The sequence below is a fragment of the Mesorhizobium amorphae genome (assembly GCF_014843845.1).
GTDB lineage: Bacteria > Pseudomonadota > Alphaproteobacteria > Rhizobiales > Rhizobiaceae > Mesorhizobium > Mesorhizobium amorphae_A.
The window spans coordinates 80,303-94,794 of the sequence record NZ_JHQS01000127.1 but is presented as its reverse complement, the minus strand read 5'-3'; the positions used below and the strand labels follow the sequence as shown (position 1 = coordinate 94,794).

12 protein-coding genes are annotated in these 14,492 nt (G+C 64.1%); 8 read left to right on the top strand and 4 right to left on the bottom strand.

The genetic code is table 11. The features are described from left to right. Positions 1-160: 160 nt before the first annotated feature. Entirely contained in the window at positions 161-1,249 is a 1,089-nt protein-coding gene (locus DH08_RS33110) for a glycosyltransferase family 9 protein (protein ID WP_192183419.1), read from the bottom strand. A 369-nt stretch (positions 1,250-1,618) separates the two neighbouring features. Between DH08_RS33110 and DH08_RS33105 the strand changes: the two genes are divergently transcribed. Both DH08_RS33105 and DH08_RS33100 read left to right on the top strand, forming a co-directional pair. Further along, complete coding sequence (locus DH08_RS33105) at positions 1,619-3,874, top strand: transglycosylase domain-containing protein (protein ID WP_192183418.1); 2,256 nt, start codon at positions 1,619-1,621, stop codon at positions 3,872-3,874. A 164-nt stretch (positions 3,875-4,038) separates the two neighbouring features. Then, positions 4,039-4,791 (top strand): SDR family NAD(P)-dependent oxidoreductase, encoded by a 753-nt coding sequence (locus DH08_RS33100; RefSeq protein WP_192183417.1) that lies wholly within the window; start codon positions 4,039-4,041, stop codon positions 4,789-4,791. A gap of 12 nt (positions 4,792-4,803) precedes the next feature. Here the strand turns inward: DH08_RS33100 and DH08_RS33095 are convergent, their stop codons facing one another. Then, complete coding sequence (locus tag DH08_RS33095) at positions 4,804-5,724, bottom strand: zinc-binding dehydrogenase (protein ID WP_192183416.1); 921 nt, start codon at positions 5,722-5,724, stop codon at positions 4,804-4,806. A 217-nt stretch (positions 5,725-5,941) separates the two neighbouring features. Between DH08_RS33095 and DH08_RS33090 the strand changes: the two genes are divergently transcribed. After that, positions 5,942-6,751, top strand: a complete 810-nt coding sequence (locus tag DH08_RS33090) for an AraC family transcriptional regulator (RefSeq protein ID WP_192183415.1) — start codon at positions 5,942-5,944, stop codon at positions 6,749-6,751. A gap of 65 nt (positions 6,752-6,816) precedes the next feature. Here the strand turns inward: DH08_RS33090 and ybaL are convergent, their stop codons facing one another. Together ybaL and DH08_RS33080 are read right to left on the bottom strand one after the other, a co-directional pair. Beyond that, a complete protein-coding gene (gene ybaL, locus DH08_RS33085; protein ID WP_192183414.1) occupies positions 6,817-8,595 on the bottom strand; it encodes a YbaL family putative K(+) efflux transporter in 1,779 nt (592 codons plus the stop codon). A gap of 162 nt (positions 8,596-8,757) precedes the next feature. After that, the gene (locus DH08_RS33080) at positions 8,758-9,207 is read right to left on the bottom strand and encodes a baeRF12 domain-containing protein (RefSeq protein WP_192183413.1); all 450 of its coding nucleotides are present in this window, start codon (positions 9,205-9,207) and stop codon (positions 8,758-8,760) included. Between the two features lie 410 nt (positions 9,208-9,617). Between DH08_RS33080 and cysG the strand changes: the two genes are divergently transcribed. The 5 genes from cysG to DH08_RS33055 all read left to right on the top strand — a co-directional run bounded on the left by cysG (position 9,618) and on the right by DH08_RS33055 (position 14,455). After that, a complete protein-coding gene (cysG, locus tag DH08_RS33075) occupies positions 9,618-11,066 on the top strand; it encodes a siroheme synthase CysG (protein ID WP_192183412.1) in 1,449 nt (482 codons plus the stop codon). Then, a complete protein-coding gene (locus tag DH08_RS33070; protein WP_192183411.1) occupies positions 11,063-11,365 on the top strand; it encodes a DUF2849 domain-containing protein in 303 nt (100 codons plus the stop codon). The genes cysG and DH08_RS33070 overlap by 4 nt, the downstream gene beginning before the upstream one ends. Positions 11,366-11,401: 36 nt before the next feature. After that, positions 11,402-13,072 (top strand): nitrite/sulfite reductase, encoded by a 1,671-nt coding sequence (locus DH08_RS33065; protein ID WP_006200413.1) that lies wholly within the window; start codon positions 11,402-11,404, stop codon positions 13,070-13,072. Further along, positions 13,047-13,811 (top strand): phosphoadenylyl-sulfate reductase, encoded by a 765-nt coding sequence (locus DH08_RS33060; protein WP_006200412.1) that lies wholly within the window; start codon positions 13,047-13,049, stop codon positions 13,809-13,811. Before DH08_RS33065 ends, DH08_RS33060 begins: the two co-directional genes overlap by 26 nt. 113 nt (positions 13,812-13,924) lie before the next feature. Beyond that, entirely contained in the window at positions 13,925-14,455 is a 531-nt protein-coding gene (locus tag DH08_RS33055; RefSeq protein ID WP_192183410.1) for a DUF934 domain-containing protein, read from the top strand. Positions 14,456-14,492 lie beyond the last annotated feature (37 nt).

The following is a 14,492-nucleotide window of genomic DNA, read 5'->3' as shown; positions in this document are numbered from 1 at the left end:
TCTGGAAGCCTATGAATCATGCCTCAACGCAAATTTGAATCCTGAATGTCGATTGGACCTAGAGCGGCTCATCGTTTCACGGAAATGCCGAACCGCTCTATCCCTTTGTTTTTGAAGCAATTCCGGACGGAAAACCTTTTCACGCTTTTCCTGGAATGTTCTATGGGTAAATGATCGGGACAGGTACAGCCCCGACCGGCAGGACACCAGCGACGCCAACTTTCGGTTGGTCGTGAGGGGTTGGGCCTGGCGCCGAGTTCGACGCCCACCGAACTATCTCCTGGACGCGGGCAACCACGACATCAAGAGGTATATCCTCGGTTTTCCTCGATCCGAACTCGCGCGCTTCCACTACCCAATGAAACGGGGTGAGCGGGCGCCAGAGGCGGGCTTTCGACGGGCCTGCCAATGTAAGCAGTGCACCCTGCCGAGTGGCCACCAGATGTCCAAGCCCGCTCTCCGCGGCAACAATGCAGATCGCACGATCGGCGAGGGCGTGGAACAACCAAGGAAGCAACGCCGAATCCTGGGCCGAACCGACATCGACAATCTTCGACACGCCGTCCTTTTCAATCCAGTTGCGCTGCTCGGTTTCTTGAGGCCCGAGCAGGAAAACAGGAAGGATGCCATCGCTAGCAATGTGTTTGGCGAGGTCCGTCCATTTCTGCCGATGCCAGAATTTGTTCATGGTCGGGCCGGGAGACAGGCCTATGAAGCGCTCGCCCGATGGAATGAGACGCAAAGCCTCGTCGCGTGCCTTTTCGAACACGGGCAATTTGGCGTCGAAAGGCAAAAGGCGGCCAATGGCCAGTTCGACCATTCGATGCCATCGCAGGGCGTTGGTAGGGGGGCGGGGCTCGAAAAAGCCGGCAATATTGCGTCGCAGAGCGAAGCCTACCGAATTGGCAATGTAGCGCGCAGGCAGTCCTGCCGCTGCAACATAGCTCCGGGGTGTTTCCTTGCTTGAGCGAAGATCCAACACGAGGTCCACCATGCCAAGTCGGCGCATCAGCGCACGCATCTGCGAAATGCTGGACAGGCGCTGATCGACTAGAATTTCATCGATAAGCTCGGGTCGAACGGGGGCCAATGTTGTGCGCCACACCGTGTCCAAATCCGATGCGCAGACGATCCGATGAGTGGGCAAAGCCAGCCTCAGCGCGCGGTAGACTGGAACCCGCAAAATCGCGTCCCCAAGCTTTTCATTGCGCGTCAGCACCAGAACTACTGGCTTTTCTGAAATCTTCATGTTCGCAGCGCCAAGCCCCTGAAAATCTTCGCGCTAATGCAAGATGATGCCGAAGGCAAGCAGTGACCGAGCCACAGGCCAGGCATGCGGCGAATACTTTTTCCCTCGCGAGTTCACATTGCGCGGCCAAGGGAACCCCCTAGGAATAACCTCGATCGGGATTTAACCGCACCGCGCAAGCCAGGGTGAAAGGCTTATGTCGGCATGAAAGAACCTGTTTCGCGCGGGAAAGCATCGGTAACGGCAGCGGATTTTCAAATTTCCCAGGCAATTCAATGGGCTGTGAATCCGCCGCTTTAACGCGCCTTTAAACCGCCGCATCTACTCTGCAACCGGAGCGCCATAGGCACGGGACAAATAGCACAGCGCATGGCGAACCGCAGAGACAGTCGCATCGAACCCAGCTTCGAGGGGCCGTCACAGGCAAAAACCTCGGCCGGGTTTTCGGTGAGCGAGGAGGATCGCGTCGTGCCGGGCAATCGCAAATCCTCCGCTGGCCGTAAAGCCGGAAAGGCAAAATCATCGCGGCGTGGACGCAGCCGAAACCGGCGCGGCCTGTTCGGTGCGCTTGGCCGCCTGGTCTACTGGTGCTTCGTGCTCTGCATCTGGGGCGGCATCGCGGCGGCCGGCATCGTCGTCTACTACGGCGCGAAGATGCCCGCGGCCACGACCTGGTCGATCCCCGACCGCGCGCCCAACATCAAGATCGTCTCGGCCGACGGACAATTGCTCGCCAACCGCGGCATGAGCGGCGGCGAGGCGGTCGGCCTGCACGAAATGTCGCCCTACATCCCCGAGGCCGTCATCGCCATCGAGGACCGCCGCTTCTATTCGCATTTCGGCATCGACCCGATCGGCCTGTCGCGCGCCATGGTCACCAACGTGCTCGGCGGGCATTTCTCGCAAGGCGGCTCGACGCTGACCCAGCAGCTCGCCAAGAACCTGTTCCTGACGCCGGACCGCACGCTCGAACGCAAGGTGCAGGAAGTGCTGCTGGCGCTGTGGCTGGAGCACAAGCACACCAAGGACCAGATCCTCGAAATGTACCTCAACCGGGTCTATTTCGGCTCCGGCGCCTATGGCGTCGAAGCGGCGTCGCGGCGCTATTTCGGCAAGAGTGCACGCGACGTTACCTTGTCCGAGGCAGCGCTTCTGGCGGGTCTGTTGAAAGCGCCGTCGCGGCTGTCGCCGGCGCGCGACCCGAAGGCGGCCGAGGACAGGGCGCAGCTGGTGCTCGCCGCCATGCGCGACGAAGGCAAGATCAGCGCCAAGGAACTGACCTCGGCGATGAGCGCGCCGGCAACGCGTGCGCCGTCCTACTGGACCGGCTCGGAAAACTATGTCGCCGACACCATCATGGAAGAATTGCCCGACCTGATCGGCGACGTGCGCGGCGACATCGTCATCGACAGCACGGTCGATTTGACGCTGCAGAAGCTCGCCGAACAGTCGATCCGGAGGCTGATCGACGAAAGCGGCAAGAAGCTCAATGTCAGCCAGGGCGCGCTGGTGTCGATCGACGATTCCGGCGCCGTGCGCGCCATGGTCGGCGGCTACGACTATTCGACCAGCCAGTTCGACCGCGCCTCCGAAGCACGCCGGCAGCCCGGCTCTGCCTTCAAGCCGTTCGTCTACATGGCCGCACTTGAGGCCGGACGCACGCCGGACAGCGTGCGCAACGATGCGCCGATCAAGATCGGCAAATGGACGCCGGACAATTACGGCGGCAAGTATTTCGGCAAGGTGACGCTGGCGACGGCGCTGGCGAAGTCGCTGAATTCGGTCGCGGCACAGCTGACCATGGAGGTCGGGCCCGACGCGGTGGTCGAGGCGGCGCACCGCATGGGCATCCAGTCCGAACTGCAGGCCAACACTTCGATCGCGCTCGGCACTTCCGAAGTGACGCCGCTCGAGCTGACGTCGGCCTATGTTCCCTTCGCCAATGGCGGCTACAAGCCGGACATCCATTTCATCCGCCGCATCACCACGACCGAAGGCAAGGTGCTCTATGACGCCAGTGGCGGCGGTGCGCCGCGCGTCGTCAAACCCGAAATCGTCGGCATGATGAACTCGATGATGACCGGCACGGTCGAGATCGGCACGGCCAAGAAGGCAGCCTTCGCCTGGCCGTCGGCCGGCAAGACCGGTACCAGCCAGAATTCGCGCGACGCCTGGTTCGTCGGCTACACCGCCAACCTGACCACCGGCGTGTGGTTCGGCAATGACGACGGCAGCGCGATGAAGAAGGTCACCGGCGGCGCGCTGCCGGCGCAGGCCTGGCACGAATTCATGGTCGCGGCGCATGAAGGCGTGCCGGTGCGGCCATTGCCCGGAACCTGGAAGTCGACGCCATCGGACACGATCGTGCCGGACGACATACCGTCGGCCGATGCCGGACCGGCGCCGGTGCCGCAGGCATCGGTCGGGCAGCCCCAGCCTGCTGCCCAAACGCCTTCGCCCGCTCGCCCTGCACGGCCCGCCCAAACGGTCGATGCCGATGGCTTGGACATGCCGGGCGACGGTGGCACCACCGCTTCGGTCGGGCATCCTGTGCCGCCCGGCGATGTCGGCGGCCCGACCAAGAAGCGGCAGACCTCGATCCTCGACATCCTCACCGGGGGGTAGAGCCTGATCCATCCCGATGGAATCGGGATGGGGCTCTACCCCTTTGTTTGTCCATGATCTTTTCCGAAAACCGGATTCCACTTTTCGGGATCATGGTCTAAGCGGCAACTCGCCTCTCGCCACGGCATCGGCGTTCCGCTAAATGTCCGGCTGGAGATCGCGACATGGCTGAACTCGACACCAGAAAGACCATCGTGCTGACCGGCGCCAGCCGCGGCATCGGTCATGCCACCGTCAAGCGTTTCTCGCGCGAGGGCTGGCGCGTCATCACCTGCTCGCGCCAGGCTTTTGCCGAGGACTGTCCGTGGCCGGCGGGGCCTGAGGACCACATCAAGGTCGATCTGGCCGACCAGGAGGATGTCGGCATCGCCGTTTCGGAAATCCGTCACCGGCTGGAGGCGCATGGCGGGCACCTCAATGCGCTGGTCAACAACGCCGGCATCTCGCCGAAGCTCAGCGACGGCAACAGCCGGATGAACTCGATCGACACGCCGATGCATGTCTGGCGCGATGTGTTCCAGGTCAATTTCTTCGCGCCGATCATGCTGGCGCGCGGCTTGTTCAAGGAGCTGGCATCGGCGAAAGGTTCGATCGTCAACGTCACTTCGATCGCCGGCACCCGCGTTCATCCTTTCGCCGGTACGGCCTATGCGACATCGAAGGCCGCACTCGGTTCGCTGACGCGCGAGATGGCGCATGATTTCGGCCCGCACGGCATCCGCGTCAACGCGATCGCGCCCGGCGAGATCGACACGGCGATCCTGTCGCCGGGCACCGACAAGATCGTCGAGACCATCCCGCTGAGAAGGCTTGGCGCCACGGCTGAGGTCGCCGACATCATCTTCTTCCTGTGCTCCGGGCAGGCGTCTTATGTGACGGGCTCGGAAATCCACATCAATGGTGGCCAGCACGTGTGAGGCTTCAGGCTCTCATCCGGTCATGGTGAGAACAGCCTTGCCGCTGATGCTGCGCTGTCGCAGTGTTTCCAGGGCTTGGGCGATGTCTGTCCACGGCACGGTCAAGGCCACGCGGGTTTCCAGGCGGCCAGCCGCGACTAAGCCAAGCAGCCAGGCGATGTCCGCGCCAATGCCCGAGCCGGACGTGTAGTACGCGAAAGTCTGAAGCCTCGCCCCCTCGTGACCCGGAACGAACTGACGGAATCCAACGGGCGTGAGTTCGCCGCTGCTCGAACCGAACATGACGATAATCCCGCCAGGGGCGACGCGTTCGATCGCGTGTGCGAGGCTTTCACCGCCGACTGACTCGGTGATCAGCGAAAACGGCCCCTCGGCCAGCTCGATCGACTGGACAACCCGCTCGGCGCCCAGGTGGCGGAGATCCTCGCCGTGCCGGGGTGCGGCGACTGCGGTGACCGACGCACCCTGCTCGCGGGCGATCTGGATTTGGAAACGACCGACCGCACCGCTTGCGCCGGTTATCAGGACCCGCTGGCCGGCCAGGTCGCCGCCATGGCGCAAAGTCCTCAGCGCCGTCGTGCCCGCGACCGGAAGCGTGGCCGCGGAAACGAAGCTGACGTCATCCGGCAGGACGGCGAGACGGTCGGTCGAAACGGCGACACGTTCGGCCCAGCCGGCCTGGTCGACCAGAGCCGCAACCCGCGTGCCTACAACTGGCCCGGAGCCATCGGCTGCCGCACCTTCGACTACGCCTACGATGTCCTGGCCTGGTATCCAGCCGTTCGGACGTAAGGCGAGCAGGCGCAGTTCGCCGCGGTTCAACGAGGTTGCATGGACCGAGACAAGCGCCTCGTTCGAGGCCGCTTGAGGCTCGGCGAGCTCCGCGATCCTCAGTCCGGTCGCGCTATCGGAAGAGATGACGAGGGCGATCATAGTTCATACCTCACTGCTGCGCGGTGGACGCAGAGCCTCCGGGCAGTTGCCATGCCGGTCTTGCTGGTTCGACTTTGGAGCGCCGGCGGCCGCCGGCCGAAGAAAAGTTCGCCAGCCCCGCCCGCTCCAGAGTTGTTCATTCGCAAGCGGAACCTATCGATTTTCTCCCTTGAATAATCTAGATATCGAAGCATTTGATCGCTAAAAACAGTCAATCATGAGACAACCCCTCCGCTACCCTTGGCTCGATCTCGATGTGGATGACCCTTCCGCGCCGGCGATTGCCGTGCGCGTTGATGTCCCCGAGACCAGGGCGGAGGTACCCGCCCATCGGCACCGCAAGGGTCAACTCGTCTTCGCGCTCGGAGGCGGCGTCACATGCCACGTCCCAAGCGGCCTGTGGATGGTGCCGCCTCATTGCGGGGTCTGGATTCCCGGCGACATGGAGCACAGCAATGTTGCGACGGCCAACGCCAGGATTTTTTTCGTGTACATCGAGCCAGGAGCGGCCAGTCTGCCGGACCGGTGCTGCACGCTTTCGATCTCGCCGCTGCTACGCGAACTGATCATCGAGCTGTCCGATGGCGTGCAGGACGATCCGGCGAGGGATGAGCTTTTGACCAGGACCCTGCTTACCGAGTTGCCGCGTATGCCTGTCCAGCGGCTGCATCTGCCGATTTCATCCGAGCCACGCTTGAGGAAGATCGCCGAAGCGTTGGCGCAAGACCCTGCCGACCGCAGCACACTGGCAGAATGGGCCAGTCGCGTTGCGCTTAGCGAGAGCAGCCTCGCCCGCCTCGTGGTCAAGGAGACAGGGCTGAGCTTCGGGCGCTGGCGCCAGCAATTGCACCTGATCGTCGCAATTCGAGAACTGGCCCCCGGTGCGAGCGTGCAGCAGGTTTCGGGCGATCTCGGCTATGGTTCCGTCACGGCCTTCATCACCATGTTCAAGAAGGCGCTTGGGATGCCGCCGGCAAGATACCTCAGCAGTGTGGCGCAAAACGGCGGCTCTGCATTCGTCGCCTGATCATCCCGATTGCGAACGCAGTCGAGACGATTGCATTGACAGCACATGTGACGGGCTGGGCTTGGTCAGGCCGCGGACGGTTCAGCCGCTTCCGGCTTGTGGCCAAGCACCTCTTCCACGATGCCGCGCGCGATCTCGCGCTCGCCCATGATGACGGTGTCGGCGCCGAGCCCCTTGAGATGCTCGACCTCGGCGTCGGAATGGGCACGGGCGATGACGCTTATCCCGGGATTGGCGGCTCGTGCGCGCAGCACGACCTGTCCCGCTTCGAAGGCATTGGGAATGGCGAGGATCAATCGCTTTGCGCCTTCCGGATTGGCGGCGGCGAACACATCGGCGTTGGCCGCATTGCCAGCGACGGTTTCGATTCCGTCGGCCCTGAGCTTGGCCAGCGTCTTGTCGGCGTCCTCGATGACGAGGAAGGGCATGGCGGCGTCCTTCAGCGCGGCGCCAACGAGGCTGCCGACGCGGCCGTAGCCGATCAGGATGGCGTGGCCGGTGAGCTTTGTCTTCGGCGGCGGCCCATCTTCCCTTTCCGGCGCGACTGACGCCACTTCTCCGGGTGCGGTCGCCGGGCCGATCGGCTTTGCCTCGACCGGTGGCGCTGCCTTGGCCGCACGTGCCTCCAGCCATGGCTTCATCCAGTCGATGGCGAGGAACATCAGCGGGTTGAGTACGATCGACAGGATGGCGCCGGCCAGGATCAGGTCGCGCCCCTGTTCGGGCAACAGGCCGAGCCCGACGCCGAGTTCGGCCAGGATGAAGGAGAACTCGCCGATCTGCGCAAGGCTGGCCGAAATCATCAGTGCGGTGGCAATCGGATAGCCGAAGGCGACGACGATGACGAACGCCGCCAACGACTTGCCAAGCACGATGATGGCCAGCGTCGCCAGGATCGGCAGGCCATTGCTCATCAGGCTGAACGGGTCGAACAGCATGCCGACCGAAACGAAGAACAGCACCGAGAAAGCATCGCGCAGCGGCAGCGATTCCTCGGCCGCGCGATGGCTGAGCTCGGACTCGCTCATGATCATGCCGGCGAAGAAGGCGCCGAGCGCCAGCGAGACGCCGAACAGCTTTGCCGCCCCGAAGGCAACGCCAAGTGCTATGGCCAGCACCGCCAGCCGGAACAGTTCGCGCGATCCAGTATGGGCGACATAGTGCAGGATCCAGGGAATGAGTCTGCGGCCGACCACCAGCATGACGACAACGAAGGCGGCGACCTTGGCCAGGGTGATGCCGACGACACCCCAGATGCCATAGCTGGCGGGCAGCGCCAGCAGACCGCTGGCGTTGCTGTCCACCTGCGGCTGGCCGCCGAGCACGCCGGCCAGCGCCGGCAACAACACCAGCGCCAGCACCATGGCGAGGTCCTCGACGATCAGCCAGCCGACGGCGATGCGGCCGCGCTCGGTCTCGATCAGCCGGCGCTCCTGCAAAGCACGCAGCAGCACCACGGTCGAGGCGACGGAAAGCGCCAGGCCGAAGACCAGCCCGGCGCCCATCGACCACCCGAGCAGCCAGGCAAGGCCGGCGCCAAGGGCAGTGGCAAAGCCGATCTGCACGACGGCGCCGGGTATGGCGATGGCGCGGACCGACAAAAGGTCCTTCAGCGAAAAATGCAGGCCGACGCCGAACATCAAGAGGATGACGCCGATTTCGGCGAGCTCGTTGGCAAGGCCGGCATCGGCGACGAAGCCGGGCGTGTTCGGCCCGACCAGCACGCCGGCTATGAGATAGCCGACCAGCGGCGGGATACGGAAGCGGTTGGCGAGCGCGCCGAAGACGAAAGCCAGCCCCAGACCGGCGACGATGGTGGCGATAAGGGGCGTGTCATGCGGCATTGCCTATGGAGCGCCTTTCAGAAATTGCGATGTCGGATAGGACGGCCCGAGGCCGCCGCCCTTTGCAATATGGGGGCTGTCATAGGCGCGAGGCAACCCGCGCTGCCGTGAAATAGCGGGCAGTGCCAACAAGAGCGAATAGAGGGCCGAATTGGGCGCGGGTCAGGTGGCCTGCAGCAGGCTCTCGATCTCGAAAATGGTGTGGTTGGTCAGCGTCTTTGGAATTTCCGCCTGCACCCTGTCGCCGACCTCCTTGTGCAGCCTCCGGCGCATCTCGCCCAGCACCTGCGGCGGCGCGATCAGCACGACCTCCTCGAAGGCGCCGCGATGCGCCAGCCGGTAGAGCCGCTCTGCGATATCGTCGGCGAAGCGCTCCTTGCCGACACGGTGCCAATCGGTGTCCTGAACCGCACTGCGATGGACCGAGGGGCCGTCATTGTAGCGGCCCGGGCGGTCGCTGCCTTGTTCCCGGGTGGCGGGATTTTCCTGCTCCATTTCCTGCACCACCTGCAGGTCGGGGAATCGCGTGTCGCCCCGGTTGCGCAAGAACAGCGCCTTCTCACCGTCGGCGATCACAACCCACAGCCCATGCTTCAGCTTGATGTCGCTCATATCGGCTCCTCCGTTTCCTGACCGACCCCGCTTGGCGTTGCATGGCTTCATGCCCTGCAGTCCGGGGCTTGCATGGCAAACGTCGGCTCCGCCAAATTCGTTCCGAGACGATGGCTCATCGCTGGTCAAAGACCGCCGTCAACGCCTCTGCGACATTAATCTACTAATTTGGTAGAATTTAGAAAAAACTGTTTTGCCACGCCGGGCACGAGCGACTAAAAGGGCGGCAGATCGGGGCCTGCAACAGCATCTTGAATCCGCTCGGCAACTGGGTGTGGAATAATTTTCTCCTGCCCTTCGCAGTTGCGAAAAAGCGATTGCCTGCCATCGCCGGATGCGCGAGTGCTTTCCTTCTGGTTTTTCGCGCCGCCGCGTAAAACTGGCAGACTGTTCCAGGATTCCTTGTCGTCATGCCTGAGGCCAATGCCAAACTCAACGCCTTTCCCGTTTTCATGCGGGTCGAGGGCGAAGCCGTGGCCATCGTCGGCGGCGGCGAGGAGGCACTGGCCAAGGCCCGGCTGCTCGGCCAGTCGAGCGCGGTGCTGCGCATCATCACCGATGCCGCCGAAGCCGAGTTGCTGAGCTTCATCGCTGCCACCGGCGCCGTCCACATCGAGGCCGCCTACGATGCCGCGCATCTGGAAGGCGCGACCCTGTTGTTTGCCGCCAGCGGCGAGGAAGCGCTCGACCGCCGCGTCGCCGCCGACGCACGCCGGCTGGGCATTCCGGTCAATGCCGTCGACCGGCCCGAGCTTTGCGATTTCTTTACTCCTGCGCTGGTCAACCGCGCCCCGGTTGCAATCGCCATCGGCACCGAAGGGGCCGGTCCCGTGCTTGCCCAAATCCTACGCAGCCGTATCGACCGCATGCTGTCGCCGTCGCTCGGAGCTCTGGCGACGCTCGCTGCTTCGTTCCGAGGTGCTGCCGAGCGGCTGCCGAAGGGCAATGCCCGCCGCCGCTTCTGGAGCGATTTCTTTGCCGGCGCGCCGGCGCGCGCCGTAGAGGCCGGAGAGCTTTCGCAGGCGCATGATGCAGCACTCGACCTGCTTGTCTCCAACGCGCCGGCCGCAGGCCACATCGCGCTGGTCGGCGCGGGCCCAGGCGCGGAAGACCTTTTGACGCTGCGGGCGCATCGGTTTTTGATGGAAGCCGACGTCATCGTCTATGACGCGCTGGTGCCGGAGGCGATTGTCGCCATGGGTCGCCGCGACGCCGAGCGCCTGCCGGTCGGCAAGCGCAAGGGCTGCCATTCGAAGAGCCAGACCGAGATCAATGCGCTGCTGGTCGAACTCGGCCATGCCGGCAAGCGCGTCGTGCGGCTGAAGTCGGGCGACCCGCTGGTGTTCGGCCGGGCCGGCGAGGAAATGGCCGCACTTCGCGACGCCGGCATCGCCTATGAAGTGGTTCCCGGCGTCACCGCGGCCTTTGCCGCAGCCGCCGATTTCGAACTGCCGCTGACGCTGCGTGGCGTGTCCTCGTCGATGGTGTTCACGACCGGCCACGATCTTAAGGGCAATTCGCTGCCGGACTGGGCCAAGCTCGCCATCTCCGGCGCAACGGTCGCCGTCTATATGGGCCGCTCGGTCGCGGCCGAGGTTGCAGGACGGCTGATCGAAGCCGGCCTGTCGCCGGACACGGCGGTCGCCGTGGTCGAGAATGCCAGCCTCGGCAACCGCCGGCGCTTCCACGGCACGCTGGCCGATTTGCCGTCGCTGGAGGCGCGCGCCGACCTCACCGGCCCGGTGATGACCATCATCGGCGATGCGGTCGCCGGCGCCAATTTTGAACGTTCCGAGCCGCTCGCGGCACACAGGCATGAGGGCGTTGCCAGCACGGCCGCCGAAGGAGTTGAGCAATGAAGGTTCTGACCGCAAACAGGCTAACCGACGGCATCGCCGTCTGGTACGCCGATGGCGGCTGGGCCGAGACGATCGCCAATGCCGACCTCGCCCATGACAAGGCAGCCGAGGACCGGCTGGAGGCGATCGGCGCCGCGGCCTTCGCCAACAATGAGGTTGTCGACGTCAATTTGATCGACGTCACCGTGGTCGACGGCGTGGTCGAAGCGGTGCGGCTGCGCGAAAAGATCCGCGCCGCTGGCCCGACCATCCGTGGCGACCTCGGCAAACAGGCCCATCCGGAAACGATCCGGGCATAATGTGAAAGCGGGCGGACGCGCCCTGAAAGACGAAGCATGTACCGTTACGATGAGTTCGACCAAGATTTTGTCCAGGCCCGTGTCGCCGAGTTCAGCGACCAGGTCCAGCGGCGGCTTGCCGGCGAGATCACCGAGGACCAGTTCCGGCCGCTCAGGCTGATGAACGGTGTCTATTTGCAGCTGCACGCCTATATGCTGCGCATAGCGGTGCCCTATGGCACGCTGAACAGCCAGCAGTTGCGCATGCTCGGCCATATCGCGCGCAAATACGACAAGGGCTATGGCCATTTCACGACGCGCCAGAACATCCAGTTCAACTGGCCGGCGCTGTCGGACATCCCGGCGATCCTGGCGGATCTGGCCAGTGTCGAGATGCACGCCATCCAGACCAGCGGCAACTGCATACGCAATGTCACCGCCGATCATTTCGCCGGTGCCGCCGCCGACGAGGTCGCAGACCCGCGCCCCTATGCGGAGATCCTGCGGCAATGGTCGTCGGTGCATCCGGAGTTTTCGTTCCTGCCGCGCAAGTTCAAGATCGCGGTGACCGGTGCCGAGCGCGACCGCGCCGCCATCCAGACGCACGACATCGGCTTGCATTTGAAGAAGAACGCGGCCGGCGAACTCGGTTTCGCCGTCTATGTCGGCGGCGGCCAGGGCCGCACGCCGATGGTTGCCAAGAAGATCCGCGACTTCCTGCCGGAAGCCGATCTTCTCTCCTACTGCACGGCGATCCTGCGCGTTTACAACCTCTACGGCCGCCGCGACAACAAGTACAAGGCGCGCATCAAGATCCTCGTCCATGAGACCGGGGTCGAGGAGATCACCCGCCAGATCGAGGCCGAATGGCAGGAACTGAAGGACGCCGAGCTGAAGCTGCCGGAAGCCGACATCCGCGCCATCGACGCCTATTTCGCGCCGCCTCGACTGACCGCGCGGCCGGAAGGCGATGCGGCGGTGAAGCTGGCACGGCTCGATTCCAAAAGCTTCTCCGAATGGCTCGACCAGAATGTCGTCACCCACCGCCATCCCGACTATGCGGCAGTGACGATCTCGCTGAAGGGCATCGGCGAGGTGCCCGGCGACGCTTCCGACAGCCAGATGGAAGCGGTTGCCGACATCGCCGAGAAATACGCTTTCGACGAATTGCGCGTCAGCCACGAGCAGAATCTGATCCTGCCACATGTCGCGCGCGCCGACCTCAAGGCGGTATACGATGCGCTGGTCGACATCGGCCTGGCGACGGCCAACTCCAACCTGATCAGCGACATCATCTCGTGCCCTGGCCTCGACTATTGCGCGCTGGCCACGGCGCGCTCGATCCCGGTGGCGCAGGAAATCTCGCAGCGCTTCGCCTCGCTAGAGCGCCAGCGCGAGATCGGCGAGCTGAAGCTGAAGATTTCCGGCTGCATCAACGCCTGCGGCCATCACCATGTCGGCCACATCGGCATTCTCGGCGTCGAGAAGAAGGGCGCCGAGCTCTACCAGGTCACGCTCGGCGGCTCGGCCGACGAGAACACCTCGGTCGGCGAGATCATCGGCCGCGGCTTCTCGTCGGAGGAGATCACCGACGCCATCGAGCAGATCGTCGAAACCTATCTCGGCCTTCGCCTCGATCCCTCAGAACGATTCATCGACGCCTACCGCAGAGTCGGTCCCGCGCCGTTCAAGGAGGCGCTCTATGCTGGCGAAACCAAGGCCGCTTGACCGTATCGTCGACGTCGAGGCCGGCATCGCCGCCGAGGCGGCTGGGCTCGACGCGCTCTATGGTCACCTGAACCCGCTGCAGATCATCGAGCGCTCGACGCGGGAGATCTTTCGCGGCGGCATCGCCGCTGTGTCCTCGTTCGGCGCCGATTCGGCCGTGCTCCTGCATATGATCGCCGAGATCGACCGCACGCTGCCGGTGATCTTCCTCGATACCGGCAAGCATTTCGAGGAGACGCTCGGCTATCGCGACGCGCTGGCGGCCGATTTCGGATTGACCGATATCAGGGTGATCAAGCCCGAGGAGGCCGCGCTCGAACGGGTCGATCCGACCGGCAACCTCAACGAGACCAACACCGACGCCTGCTGCAATGTGCGCAAGGTCGAGCCGCTGGCGCGCGGCGTCGAGCCGTTCCGCGCCTGGTTCACCGGACGCAAGCGCTTCCAGGCCTCGACGCGCGCGGCACTCCCCGTCTTCGAAGCGGTCGGCTCGCGCATCCGTATCAACCCGCTGGCGCACTGGACGACGTCGGACCAGGCTGCCTACATGCGCGCGCATGCGCTGCGCGAAAACCCGCTGGTCGCCTATGGCTATCTGTCGATCGGTTGCTTTCCGTGCACGCAGCCGGTACAGCCGGGCGAAGATGCGCGCAGCGGCCGCTGGGCCGGACACGCCAAGACCGAGTGCGGCATCCATCTTTCCGGACTGGAGAAGTCGCTGACCGACGCATCGCTTTAGGGTATGTTGGTGTTCAGCCGGCCTGCAAACGGTGGTTCCTGCGCTTCCGGTGCTCACGTACCAAAGTCGCTGACCGGCGCGCCGCTCCAAATTTTGAGCTTTAGGACTTCTTGATGACTGAATTGACGACGGAGACCCGCCTCTGGACCCCGACGGGTTTCCGCGAGGACGAGTGGGTTCATGCCGAAAGCGCCGATGCGCTTGCCGGCAACGGACGCTTTATCCTGCCGCTGCAGGCGTTTCTGGGGCTCGACGCGGATGTGCGCCGATCGGCGAAGGAGCGCCTTGGCGTGCTGCTTTTGCCCGGCGACGAACTGGACAAGATCGCTGGCCTGCTCGACCAGTTGTCGCTGGTGGCGCTGGCCTTCCCGGCGTTCAATGACGGGCGGTCCTTCTCCAAGGGCGAATTGCTGCGCGCGCGCTATCATTTCCAGGGTGCCGTGCGCGCCACCGGCCAGGTTCTGGTCGACCAGCTGCCGCATATGCTGCGGCTCGGCTTCGACGAGTTCGAAGTGACGAACCCGGTGCTTCTGAAGCGGCTCGAGCAAGGCCGCACCGGCGGCCTGCCGCTCTACTATCAGCCGGCCGCCGAGCCGGAGGCCAAGGGGCCGAAATATTCCTGGCGGCGCAAACGCACGGGCTGACCCTGCGGCAACACGCCGACGTCTTTACAATGCTCGC

Bases quoted from the DNA above. Each gene is read 5' to 3' on its own strand.
- DH08_RS33080 (WP_192183413.1), bottom strand. From the start codon at position 9,207: ATGAGCGACATCAAGCTGAAGCATGGGCTGTGGGTTGTGATCGCCGAC.
- DH08_RS33070 (WP_192183411.1), top strand. From the start codon at position 11,063: ATGAAGGTTCTGACCGCAAACAGGCTAACCGACGGCATCGCCGTCTGG.
- DH08_RS33055 (WP_192183410.1), top strand. From the start codon at position 13,925: ATGACTGAATTGACGACGGAGACCCGCCTCTGGACCCCGACGGGTTTC.
- DH08_RS33065 (WP_006200413.1), top strand. From the start codon at position 11,402: ATGTACCGTTACGATGAGTTCGACCAAGATTTTGTCCAGGCCCGTGTC.
- DH08_RS33100 (WP_192183417.1), top strand. From the start codon at position 4,039: ATGGCTGAACTCGACACCAGAAAGACCATCGTGCTGACCGGCGCCAGC.
- DH08_RS33105 (WP_192183418.1), top strand. From the start codon at position 1,619: ATGGCGAACCGCAGAGACAGTCGCATCGAACCCAGCTTCGAGGGGCCG.
- DH08_RS33060 (WP_006200412.1), top strand. From the start codon at position 13,047: ATGCTGGCGAAACCAAGGCCGCTTGACCGTATCGTCGACGTCGAGGCC.
- DH08_RS33095 (WP_192183416.1), bottom strand. From the start codon at position 5,724: ATGATCGCCCTCGTCATCTCTTCCGATAGCGCGACCGGACTGAGGATC.
- DH08_RS33090 (WP_192183415.1), top strand. From the start codon at position 5,942: ATGAGACAACCCCTCCGCTACCCTTGGCTCGATCTCGATGTGGATGAC.
- cysG (WP_192183412.1), top strand. From the start codon at position 9,618: ATGCCTGAGGCCAATGCCAAACTCAACGCCTTTCCCGTTTTCATGCGG.
- ybaL (WP_192183414.1), bottom strand. From the start codon at position 8,595: ATGCCGCATGACACGCCCCTTATCGCCACCATCGTCGCCGGTCTGGGG.
- DH08_RS33110 (WP_192183419.1), bottom strand. From the start codon at position 1,249: ATGAAGATTTCAGAAAAGCCAGTAGTTCTGGTGCTGACGCGCAATGAA.